A 12165-nucleotide genomic window follows, 5' to 3' on the forward strand; every position below is an offset into this window, starting at 1 on the left:
TTATTTCCTGTGCCAGGAGGGGATGACCACGCAGGCGGTCATGTCCTCGTAGGTCTCAGCACGGCGCATGAGTTCCGCGTTGCCGCCGTTCACCAGCACCTCGGGGCATCTCGGCCGCGAGTTGTACTGGGACGACATCGCATAGCCGTATGCGCCTGCATCCAGAACGGCGATGAGATCTCCCGCCTCAACTGCCGGAAGTCTGCGGTCGGCTGCAAAGATGTCGCCGGTTTCGCAGATCGGGCCGGTGACGGTGTAGGTGCCGTCGGCCGGCTGGTCCGCTTTGTTCGCCACAACGACTTCATGCCAGGAGTCATACATCGCCGGACGGATCAGGAGGTTGAATCCTGCGTCGACGTTCACAAAGGTTTTGTGGACCTTTTTGACGGAGTTGACTTTCGTCAGAAGGATCGTCGATTCGCCGACCATCCATCTGCCGGGTTCGACCCAGAACGCGGGCGAGATGCCTGCTTTTTTGCATCCTTCGAGGAACACCGGCATTACTGCGGCGGCATACTCTTCGGGTGTCGGGGCTTTGTCGACGGTGCCTTCGCGGTGATAGGGGATGCCGAGTCCGCCGCCGAAGTCGATGAACTCAAGTTTGACGCCGATCTTGGTCACCTCATCGGCCACCTTCATGATGACGCCGCAGGCGATGGCGAACGGAGGTATCTCAAGGATCTGGGATCCGATATGGCAGTGCATGCCGACCGGGATGACATACTCCATTTTGAGCGCTTCGCGGTAGGCGTCCAGGATCATCTCTGCGGGGATGCCGAACTTGCTGTTTTTGATCCCGGTGGCGATCTTCGGGTGCGTCGGGACCTCGATGGCCGGGTTGACCCGGAATCCGATCCTGACGGTCTTTTTCAGCTCTTTTGAGATGGCGTCGATCTGACGGAGTTCGTCGATCGAGTCGACCGAGATCATGATCCCTTTTTCGATCGCTGCGCGAAGATCCTCCTGTGTCTTCGAACTGCCGTTGAAGAGGAGGATCCCTGCAGGGATGCCGGCTTCGAGGGCGGCACGCATCTCACCGAGTGAGAAGACGTCGGCGCCTGCTCCTTCGCGGGCAAGCGACCGGATGATGACCGGATTCTCATTTGCCTTTGCGGCATAGAGGAGCTGGACTTTGCCGGTGTACTTTTTCAGCGCGGCTTCGTAGCGTCTGAAGTTTCCGGTGATGTGGTTTTCGTTGGTGATATACAGGGGGGTGCCGTATCGTTCGGCAAGAACAACGCAGTCTGCGTCTCCGCAGTAGAGATGACCCCCTCTTACGGAGAGTGATTCGGGAAGGTTCATGTTATCCTCTGATGCCGCATTCTTTCATGCGTCTGACCGCTTCATTGATCCGGTCGACCGGGCGGGTCATGGCGAAGCGGACATATCCTGCGCCTGATGCGCCAAAGCCGGTTCCCGGCGTGATGACGATACCTGCTTCGTTGATCATTTTTGCGACGAACTCGACCGAGTCGGGAACTTTCATCCAGACGTAGAAGGATGCTTTCGGGGAGGTGACGTCAAAACCGAGCGAGCGAAGGCCGGTGACGAGAGCGTCCCGGCGTTCCTGATAGACGGCGCAGGCCTGGGCGACGCAGTCCTGCGGGCCGGTCAGAGCAGTGATGGCGGCACGCTGGACCGCGTCGAAGACACCGGAGTCGATGTTGGTCTTGACTCTGCCGAATGCTTCGATGAGACCGGCATTTCCAACACACATTCCGATACGCCAGCCGGTCATGTTGTAGGTCTTGGAGAGCGAGTGGGTCTCAAGACCGACGTCCATGGCGCCTTTTGCCTGTAAGAAGGACGGAGATTTGTAGCCGTCGAATGAGATCTCGGAGTAGGCATTGTCGTGGACGACGATGATGTCGTTGTCTTTTGCAAACTCGACGGTCTCTTCGAAGAAGTCGATCGAGGCCGATGCGCCGGTCGGGTTGTTCGGGTAGCCGATGAACATGAGTTTTGCGTTCTTCAATACATCTTTTGGAATGGCGGCGTAGTCAGGTAAAAAGCCGTTTTCTTCCAGCAGGGGCATGGGGTGGGATTTTCCTTCGGCAAAGAGCGTGGAGGTTTTGTACACCGGGTAGCCGGGGTCGGAGACGAGGACATAGTCTCCGGGGTTTACGAATGCTTCGGGTATGTGGGCGATACCTTCTTTGGATCCGATCAGGGCGAGGACCTCTTTTTTCGGGTCGAGTTTGACGCCGAAACGCTGGTCATACCAGGAGGCTACTGCCTGACGGTATGCAAGCATCCCCAGATAATCTGGGTAGTGGTGGGTCGAAGGATCCCGTGCAGCCTCACATAATGCATCCACAATATGCTTCGGCGTCGGTAAATCAGGGTCCCCCACACCAAGATCGATCAAATCAATTCCCTCGGCACGTTTCTGTGCCTTCAATGCATCTATCTGGGCAAAGAGATACGGAGGTAAGTTGTCTAGCCGTTTTGCATACATCGCATATTTATTGGACCTGCAGATAAATTAAGACGTTTGTCATGGAGATTTATGCGGTGATGAAGAGAGAGGAGTTTGGACTTGACAATGAAAGAGCGCGGCGGCGATGTGTTGTTTTCCGGGAGGCTCTTTGATCCAAAAACGATCAGCAATAAAAAAAAGGTTGGATGTATTTTACAGGATCTTTGAGGTGATCGTCATGAAGACCGGGCCGCGGAGATCGAGTTTCTTTTTATTGTCGGTGATGTACCGCATGACATACTCCTCGATCTTCAGGTTCACGTCGCTTGGGTGTTTTGACATCTTCACCTGAACGCTCGTCCCTTCGCCGACCCTTGCCGCCTCTTCGATGCGGGCGAGCGCGAGATTTGCCGTTGAGAACAAAAAGGAGATACCTACCGGGACCCCTTCGGCTCTGACGTCGGCGAACTTTTCCGTATCAGGAACGCCGAGGACCGCGCCGTTTCTGACATAGACCTCGTTCAGCGCGGCGGGGCCGAGAAGACTCGTGTTCTCTTCCGGCTCTTCGACGGTGATCTCCACCTGATGACCGAACAGCTCGCCTTTCCATGCGGAGAATGAACACGGCGAGCGTTCAGCCGCGTGGGCGGCGGCAGTTTCCATGACAGAACGGACTGCCCGGCGCGCCTCTATCGTCTGCGGTTCTTCTTTCAGTCCGATACCCTTCGTCAGCTCTGTGTCCGAGTAGACCGGCGGATACAGCTGGGCGAAGGAGAGTTTTCTCACATCTTCTGCCTCTGTCAGGACCATCGCCAGACGCTCGACACCCATGCCGAGGTTCATGACCGGAACGCCGACCCCGTATTCAGCGAGGGCAGCCGGCGAGTAGATCCCGAACGTGGCGACCTCGACCCAGCCGTGGACCGGGTGTTTGCCGTAGACTTCGGTCTGGGTCTCGGGCATGTAGTACTTCGAGCGCTTCTCATCGGGCTGGAATCTGAACTCGGTGAATCCGAATGCCGAAAGAAGACCTTCTGCGACCGCCTTTCCCTCTTCGATCGTGACATGTTCGCCAGCGACGATACAGGATGCCGAGTGATAGGTCCGAAGATGGGTCGCATCCTCCTCCTGCTCGCGGCGGAAACACCGGTCGACCGAGAACATCCGGATCGGCATCGGCTTTTTGTCCCACATCTGGGCAAGCGAGAGGAACCAGCCGCTGGTCATATGGGAACGAAGCGTCGTTCGGGACGACTCCGGGGCGAGTTCCTTGAACTCTGGAAAGACCGTGTCGAGAATGTGAACGACCACTCCGTCGTCCACGCCTAACGCGACCGACATTTCGTGCGTGAGATCGTCGCCGTCGAATTTGCCTTTCTTGTAGGCATGCAGACACTTCATCAGCTTCTCTTCCGTGCCTTCGGCGAGAGGCTTCTCGATGATTTGGGAAATCGCGTCCAGACGTTCTTTGGAGATCCCTACATTCGGACGGGGAAGGCCGCCGACATAGTAGACCCGGTCCAAAACCGCGGCGGCTTCCGGACCGAACTGGCGGTATACGTCCTGTTCGTCGATGAACACCGGGACCATCGCTTCATCGAATCCCATCGACATGTATGCGGCCCGAAGGCGGGCGATCGTGTCGAAGATCGGGTGGACTTTCGCCCGGCGATACGCATAACGCGGATAGATCTTTGCTGATTCCGGCGGGGTGATGACCGAAGGTCCGGCATGCCAGGCTCCCTCGAAATCGGTTTTTCTGCGTTCCTTGAACTCCTCAATATCGAATTTCATGATTTTCTCTTCAGACAAACAACGCGGCTCGCGGCGTTTTCATCCATGATGTCATAGTTGCAGAGTTTGGCAACTTCTGCGGCGAAACTGCGAATGGTTTCCATGTCAGGGACATGCATTTCTGTTAATCTCATTCGACTGTATCCCAAATACATGTATCCCTTTACTTCAACGAAGAGGGGACCTGCCTCTTCGATGAGCCGGGCAAAACCTTCCTCATCTGTGTCATTGTACCCCTTAACGAGGGTGATCCTGACCGCGGTCCTGATGCCTTCCTCCTCTTTTTTCCTGAGAAGGGCGAGGGATTTTTGGATATTTGCCCACATGGCCGCCGGATCCCCGATCGGCCGGCAGATCCTTTCGTAGGATGATACATCCACGGCGTCCAGCGAAAGATAGAGCTGGGTCGGCCGGATCCGTTCTATCATAGAGGGGATCGTTCCGTTGGAAACAACGAACACGCTGTTTTTGGGATCTTTTCTGAGAATTTCGATGAGCTCGGGCAGTTTTGAGTAAAGGGTTGGCTCGCCTGAGAGAGAGAGCGCATACTGGGTCGGGTGTTCCGTTGCCTCTTCCCACCTTGCCGGATCGGTGTAGGGTTTGTCGCCGGAGAGTCCCTTCTTCTGCATCTTCGGGAGAGCTGCGGCGATCTCTTCCGGAGAAAGCTCCGTCTCGGTCAGGATCTCGTGTTCCATGGACCGCCAGCAGAAGAGACACCGCTGATTGCAGCGTAAAGTCGGTGTCATCTGGACGCATTTCCAGGTGTCGATCCCGTAGAACTGGTGTTTATAGCAGGATTCTCCGCCGCGAAGGGCGCGTTTGCACCACATGCAGGGTTTCACGGCGGCGGACGCGCCTTCAGCGATGAAGTTGTATCCCTGCCGGTGAAGGGAGGTTTTCGGGGTTGTTGACGGGGCTCGTTTTCTCGACATGGGTATCAGAGGACTGATTTTTGTATTGTTCACGCCTGATGGTTGAAATCCGATCCGGGAACCGGTACGGCGTGTATAGTAGTGTCTTTGCGTGAGACTGCTTTATTTCTTTGGAAGGACAGGAGACGGGAACTCTTCTTTAGAGGGGAGTTACGCGGTGTTGGTGTGGATTCAATTCGGAAAGGGTATGGTTGGATGCGGGCACATGAGACTATTTAACCGCGAATAAGCCCAAATGAGCTTTGCTCATTTGAGGCGGCACGCAAGCCTTCGGCTTGCACGCAATCGCGAATCCTCGCGAATCGCATTTTCCTTACGTTCGGGTGCTCTGCTCCGGCTGATGCGTGCAAATCGAAGATTTGCGTGCCGCCTCAAATGGGCTTTGCCCATTTGGGCTTCGCCTGCGCAGAATCGCACCCTCTCTTGAAATAGCACTTACGCGGTGTTACCTTAATCCAATTCGGGAAGGAGTGTGTTGGGTGTGGATCAATGAGAAAAATCAACCGCGAATCGGCGCGAACCGCAAAGCTTCGCTTTGCTCTCCGCTTCGGGTCTTCGACCCTCACTTGAATCCGCCCTTCGGGCGAGGCGAATCGGATTTGCTTATCCTCACTCTCGCTCGTTGGGTCAAGTCGCAAGGCAAAGCCTTGCTCCGCTAAGGTCGTCGACTTCGTCGCCAACCCGCTCGACCCAACGGCTCGTCCCTTCATCGGGAGCGTTCGGGCAAATCCTGTCGGCGCCCCAGCGCCTCCCAATGATGGTTTCCCTCTCCGTCTCATCTCGAGATGATCAGTAAAAGAACATTTTTCCTATTCAGGGCTGCTCGATGAATCTCTCCCTCATGGGAGCCGCTGGGGCGGCGACAGGATTTGCCCGAACGCTTTTGCAAACCTTCGGTTTGCTCAGCTAAGGTCGTCTGCGTTCCGCGTCCAACCCGCTCCCGATGAAGGGATGAGCAAGACAGCGAAGCTGGATTGCGAAAGTGAGGAATAGCAAATCCGATTAGCCTCGCCCGAAGGGCGGATTCGCGCCGATTCGCGGTTGGTTTTTTCTCATGTTTCCACACCCAGCCGCACCCTTCCCGAATTGGAGGTACACCCAACCAGCGTAACCCTTATTCAGATCTTATATCTGAGCAGGGCCGCGACCCCGCCGAGTCCGACGAGTCGTGTACCCGGTTCGAACTCGGTCGAGAGGACGACGACGTTTGCGCCGAGCCGCTCGGCCCCTTCGATCATTTTTTCGATACGTGCGTCCCTGACAACCGAATCGGCAGCGAGGACCGTCTCGGCGGCGCCGTAATCGACCGCCTGGCGCACCTCGTTTTTCCCGTAGGCGACGGCGCCGTTCTGCCCGATCCGAAGAAACACCTCGTCCATGAACGAGACCTCTTTTGCGAGCTGCAGATCCTCTGCCACGCGTGCAAGGACGCCGTTTCCGATAGCTTCCTGGACCGCGCCGTAGCCGCACCGCCTTGTATCCGCGAGAAGCATCCGTTCCGCGATCGCCGGCGCCTTGGTTTTTGCGAACTTGACGAAGTCCTCTTTCACAAATCCCGGTCCGGCAACGACGATGGATCCGGTGACTTTTTCGAGAAATGACAGGAGTTCGACGAACAATGCCTGTCTTGAGTCCAGCTCGGCGGATTTCCCGCTGCCGACCGTGAGAGTGGTGATCCGTTCGGGTCCGTACTGCCGGACACGGTAGAGTTCCGCCTCCCCGTCTTCGATCGCGACGATGTGGACCACGCCGTGCACCGAGGAGGAGACCGCCCGCTCCAGACGGGCAAGATCGATCGGCTTCCACTGCCGGACCACGCTTATTTCATAGCCTGCTTCGATGTTCAGCGTGTGGTGCTGGCCCATATCCGGCCCGTAGCTGATGAGCCCGAAGACCCGAAGCCTGGAGGATTCCGGCACGAACTCCACCTTCTCGCACTTCACGCCGATCTTCACCGGCCGCTTCTCGAGTTTTTCCGAACGGAGTTTGTCCGTCGGCCCGTCCACCGTCCGGAGCGTGACTGCGTAGACCGTATTTCCCGGACTGATGAGATGCGAAAGATGCCAGAGATCGTCGACCGATTCGGGGATGAGTTTATACTCACCGAATCCGTCTCTTTTCAGCGGTTCGGGCACCTCCGCCTTCATTCCAGGTCTCCTTCACTGCCTGAAGCGAACTTCAGATCCGACCCTCCCGGCGGCACGAACGCCGCGACCCCTTCGGTATTCAGGATCGCTTTGAGCGCTTTCTGCCCGCTTTCCGGGACCGCCTCTTTGAGTTTTCGAAGCACCTTCTTCGCAACATCGTTGCCTTCGAACGTTCCGGGAACGAGACGCACAGAGTGGGAGGTCAGCGGCTCGACCGCCGACGGCGTTCCGCCGATCACCGCAAGGACCGGTTCGGTCCGGATGCCGATCGAGATCTCGAGCGGGACATCCTTGTAGATCTTTCGTTCGCCTCTGATGATGAACGAACCGTGAGCCACATACTCTCCCGACTCGGGCGTCTTGCTCACCTGGCCGGGCGAGGCCGCGATCACATCGACGGACGCCCCGCCGCCGGCCCAGGCCCGCGAGTAGGACGCGGCAAACTGGACCGCCTGATCCATGCGTTCGGTCGCCCCTTTCACGATGACCGCGGACGCGCCGAACACATCCGCATGGAGGAAGGTGTCCTTTCCTTCCATATACTTCTTCACGATCTCCTCGTTCTGGTCCGCGTTTCGGCCGCCGATCACTAAGACCCCGTCGGATGTCTCCATCCACCGGAACCGGTGATACCATTTCGGTTTCAGCCGTCCGGGTCCGGCCGCCTTTCTCTTCTCCGGGTGGATGATGCCTGCCTCCATCGCACGCAGCGCTCCGGCCTTCTTCGCGCGGAACTTCTTCACGACCGCGAAGTATCTGCCGACGTTTGCCTCCAGACTCTCATGCACGAAGATCGTCACCTTGTGCTTCTCCTGCAGATCGATCACGACGGACGCATTCTTCGGCTCCACCGAGATGATCCGTTTTGCGGCCGGGGCGTCGCTTTGTTTTATAACGGCCGCGATCTCCTGCCAGGAAAGCTTCTGACTTGCGGCAGAGAGCACGTCGATCGTCTCCTGGACCTCGCCGTAATGCGAGTAGATGATCTCCGAGATCTCCGTCGCCTCGGCGATCTTCTTGTCGAAGGTGATGAGCGCGGCCTCCTGCTGTTTTCTGATCCGCTCCTCTTTGGAGAGTTTTATCTTCTGCTCGATGACCTTTTCTGCCACGGGTTTAGGATAGAACGCCTCGAGCGCTTTGGAGAATGTGGCAAAATGCTCTTTTGGCTCCCGTGCGGGCGAAGGGAACGGGAACGCTCCCTTGGGATCGATCACCGGATCGCGGTCCTTTTCAAGTTTTGCGATCCAGCTTTTCATCGCTTCATAGATCGGACGAAGCTGGACATCGGTCGCAAACTTACAGGGCAGGGCTTTTGACACGCCGGCTAGCTGACAGATGTCTTCGGACGGAATACCGCCAAGCTGCAGTCTGGTCGCGAGAGCCCGCACGATCTCGCCTTCGTCTCCGGCGAGCTTTTCTTTGAACTCCTCAAAGGTCAGCTTCTCGGGCGATACGGCCGCAATCGAATACTCTGCGCCGCCGATGATCTCCCGCTCCTTGAATCTTCTCTGGGCGAGGGCGTTGATGATCGTGTACTTTTCGTCCGTGAGAATAAGATTCCCCTCGTCGAAGAGTTCGATGATCAGTTTGTACTCGGACGGTCCTTTGCCGATCGTGATGATCAGAACACGCTCGATCGATTTCTGCTCGATTCCGAGCACCTTTCCGCCTTCGATATATTTCCGGAGGTACATCGAGAACCCTGACGGGTTTTTCGGCGCAGGCGGAAGTTCGGACACAAGATGCGCCCGAACGCCCCTTACCACATACAGAAGATGACGCGCCTTCTCCTCCCCGTTTAAGCGGAAACCAAACGAGGCATTGTCATACTGATATATTTTCCCGATCCACAAAGGTAAAAGCGCGGCGAGCTCCGCTGTCATCGCTTTTACGTCCGCTCCGCTCATTCCTGATATCGTCGCCATTCTATGATAACTAGATAGGACGTGCAGAACTATAAACCGACACGGCCCTTTGCTTTGGAGATCGCTGTTTTCTGCAGGTACTTCGAAAAATCTTCCGCCTATATCGCCGGCGCGCCGTCATCGGACCGCGGGACAGAACAGATAACATAGATAAGACCTGAATACTAATATAATCAGACTGAAAAATCGCGGAGATATCATATGCAGGTAGCCTATATCAAAAAAGAAAAATGCAACACGGCGATGTGCAACCGCTGCGTGAAGTTTTGCCCGGCATCACGCAAAGATCAGCCGGTCATTTTCATCGGACGGAATAAAAAAGCAACGGTCGTTGAAGAGTTATGCAACGGATGCGGAAAATGCGTGAAGATCTGTCCTGAGAAGGCTATCGAGATGGTCACCCGGCCGGACAGAAAACCCCTCGACGCCGAGATCGACGAGAAGCTTGAGACGATAGAAAAGACCGAAGAAGTCGAGGTCACGGCTGAAGAAACGGCCGTGAAGCAGACCGCGCCGCCGAAGAGGAAAGAGACGCCGGAAGAGAAGATCGCCTCGAAAAAAGCGCGGCATGCCGAGCGCGTCATCCGGACAGCGATCTCCTGCGGTCTTGGTATGGCGGCGGGTATCGTCTCCTATTATCTTGCAGGCACGCCAAACCCGGTCAACGACTCGATGATCGAGGCAGGCCTTGCAGGCGTTCAGGCAACTCCTCTTGTAGGGGTCCTGGTTTTACTTGTGGCGATCGTTATCCAGAAGTCCCTTTTCATGGTCCTCAAGATCGACACCTCCAAACTCGGCAAAAAAGACTGGTTCTATCAGGCATTCATGACCTTTGCGACCTGGTATCTCTCCTGGACACTGATGCTTTCGACCTCCCTCCTCTCCGCATAAATGAGACTCGCCATCGTTCATAAAGACCGGTGCCATGCCAAAAAATGCGGCAAAGAGTGCATCGCGTACTGTCCCCGGGTCCGTACCGGTGATGAGACCATTATAATAGGGGAGAGCGGCAGAGCAGAGATCTCCGAAGAGCTGTGCGTGGGCTGCGGTATCTGCGTGAAGAAATGCCCGTTCGAGGCTCTGGATATCATCCAGCTCCCTGAAGAGCTGGATACGCCGGTGACCCGCTACGGGCCCAACGCGTTCGTTCTCTACGGGCTTCCCCAGCCGGTGGCGGGAAAAGTCACCGGACTTTTAGGCCCGAACGGTATCGGGAAATCCACCGCGGTGAAGATCCTTGCCGGACAGCTTCGCCCGAATCTGGGTATCTTCGATCATGAAGTTGAGTGGGCGGAGATCCTGAAGCATTATGCGGGAACGGAGCTGCTGGATTATCTCAAGCAGGTCGCCACAAAGACGATCAGGGCGTCGATCAAACCGCAGTATATCGACTTTATCCCAAAGGCGTTCAAGGGGACGGTCAGATCTCTTCTGGAAAAGAATGATGAGCGGAGGATGCTCGATTACTACGCGAAGGAGCTGGCCCTTGATACGATCCTCGATAAGGATCTGACGTATCTTTCGGGCGGAGAACTGCAGCGGGTCGCGCTGACGGTGGCTCTTTCGAAGGAGGCGGACTTTTACTTCCTTGATGAGGTGACTCCTTTTCTGGATATCTATCAGCGGATGATCGCGGCGCGCCTGATCCGGGAGCTTGCGGCAAAGCATCCGGTTATTTTAGTGGAGCATGATATCGCTATCCTCGATATGGTGGCGGAGACGGTCCATATCGGGTACGGAAAGCCGTCGGCTTTTGGTATCATTTCCCGGCCGAAGGGGGTCCGTATCGGGGTGAATCAGTATCTCGAAGGCTTTGTCGCTGAGGAGAATGTCCGGATCCGTGATTATCCGGTGCTTTTTGAGACGCGGAGTCATGAGAGTGATGTGGACCGCGAGACGCTGATGACGATCCCGAGGATGACGAAGTCGTTTCCGGGTTTCAATCTGACGGTGGAAGGGGGCGAGGTCCGCAGGGGCGAGGTGCTTGGTATCGTCGGAGCGAACGGTATCGGCAAGTCGACGTTTGCAAAGCTGCTTGCGGGCGTGGAGACGCCGGACGGCGGGAAGAAGTTCGATACGGTGCGTGTTTCGTATAAGCCGCAGTATGTGACGGCGGATTCGTCGGATTCAGTCGAATTTACGCTCCGGGCGGTGACCCGCAGGTTCGATACGTCGTATTATCAGCATGAGATCCTGGAGCCTCTTGGTCTTATGCCGATCCTGCAGTCGGAGGTGAAGAATCTGTCGGGCGGAGAGCTTCAGCGGGTGGCGATCGCTCTGTGTCTTTCGCGTGAGGCGGATCTGTATATTCTTGATGAGCCGTCGGCGCATCTGGATGTGGAGCAGCGGCTTGTGACGACGAAGGTGATCAAGCGTGCGGCGGAGGATAAGGGGGCCGGGATCATGGTGATCGATCATGATATGTATACGATCGATATGATCAGTGAGCGGCTGCTGGTCTTTGACGGGGTGCCGGGTAAGGAAGGTACTGCCCGGGGTCCGTTTGAGATGAAGGACGGGATGAATCTGTTCCTTTCGAGTCTGGGGATCACGTTCCGCAGGGATAAGACGGGCAGGCCGCGGATCAATAATCCGGGGTCGTATCTGGACCGGGAGCAGAAGGCGGCAGGGGAGTATTATTACTATAATGCTGCGGAGTCGGCTCTGGCGGCTGAGGGGAGCAAGGAGGAGTAACTTCGGCGAAGTGAGGGCCCCGGCTGAGGTTTTCCTATCTCATTTTTTTTACCTGCGGGGTGAGCCGTCAAGCGAGGGTCGTAGACCCGAGTCGGAGAGCAAATCTCTGATTTGCGAACAGGTTCGCCCTCAGCCAAGCAAGGCTTTGCCTTGCGACCAAGTCGATAGACTTGCGACTCCGGCGTGGAGGCGGGTTGGACGCGGAACGCGACCAACCTCAGCTGAGGCGGCACGGTCCATAGGGCCGGGCTCAG

At 56.5% G+C, this 12165-nt stretch carries 8 protein-coding genes; 2 read left to right on the plus strand and 6 right to left on the minus strand.

The window, feature by feature from the left end; translation table 11 throughout:
* The 6 genes from lysA to rqcH form a co-directional block, all read right to left on the minus strand.
* Complete coding sequence (gene lysA / locus EYA77_RS07470; RefSeq protein ID WP_095642044.1) at positions 1–1302, minus strand: diaminopimelate decarboxylase; 1302 nt, start codon at positions 1300–1302, stop codon at positions 1–3.
* Between the two features lies 1 nt (position 1303).
* Positions 1304–2458 carry an LL-diaminopimelate aminotransferase gene (locus EYA77_RS07475; protein ID WP_167816333.1) on the minus strand — a complete coding sequence of 385 codons (1155 nt, stop codon included), beginning with the start codon at positions 2456–2458 and terminating at the stop codon, positions 1304–1306.
* Positions 2459–2632: 174 nt separating this feature from the next.
* Positions 2633–4213, minus strand: a complete 1581-nt coding sequence (sepS, locus tag EYA77_RS07480) for an O-phosphoserine--tRNA ligase (RefSeq protein WP_042700101.1) — start codon at positions 4211–4213, stop codon at positions 2633–2635.
* The gene (gene twy1, locus EYA77_RS07485; protein ID WP_167816334.1) at positions 4210–5145 is read right to left on the minus strand and encodes a 4-demethylwyosine synthase TYW1; all 936 of its coding nucleotides are present in this window, start codon (positions 5143–5145) and stop codon (positions 4210–4212) included. Before twy1 ends, sepS begins: the two co-directional genes overlap by 4 nt.
* 1118 nt (positions 5146–6263) lie before the next feature.
* Positions 6264–7292 (minus strand): mRNA surveillance protein pelota, encoded by a 1029-nt coding sequence (locus tag EYA77_RS07490; protein WP_167816335.1) that lies wholly within the window; start codon positions 7290–7292, stop codon positions 6264–6266.
* Positions 7289–9217 (minus strand): ribosome rescue protein RqcH, encoded by a 1929-nt coding sequence (gene rqcH / locus EYA77_RS07495; RefSeq protein ID WP_167816336.1) that lies wholly within the window; start codon positions 9215–9217, stop codon positions 7289–7291. Before rqcH ends, EYA77_RS07490 begins: the two co-directional genes overlap by 4 nt.
* 201 nt (positions 9218–9418) lie before the next feature.
* On the opposite strand from rqcH, the gene EYA77_RS07500 reads away from it, so the two are divergent.
* A complete protein-coding gene (locus EYA77_RS07500; protein ID WP_167816337.1) occupies positions 9419–10108 on the plus strand; it encodes a 4Fe-4S dicluster-binding protein in 690 nt (229 codons plus the stop codon).
* Entirely contained in the window at positions 10109–11911 is a 1803-nt protein-coding gene (locus tag EYA77_RS07505; protein WP_167816338.1) for a ribosome biogenesis/translation initiation ATPase RLI, read from the plus strand.
* The last annotated feature ends 254 nt before the right edge of the window (positions 11912–12165 follow it).

It is taken from the genome of Methanocorpusculum sp. GPch4 (genome assembly GCF_012062385.1).
Lineage (GTDB): Archaea > Halobacteriota > Methanomicrobia > Methanomicrobiales > Methanocorpusculaceae > Methanocorpusculum > Methanocorpusculum parvum.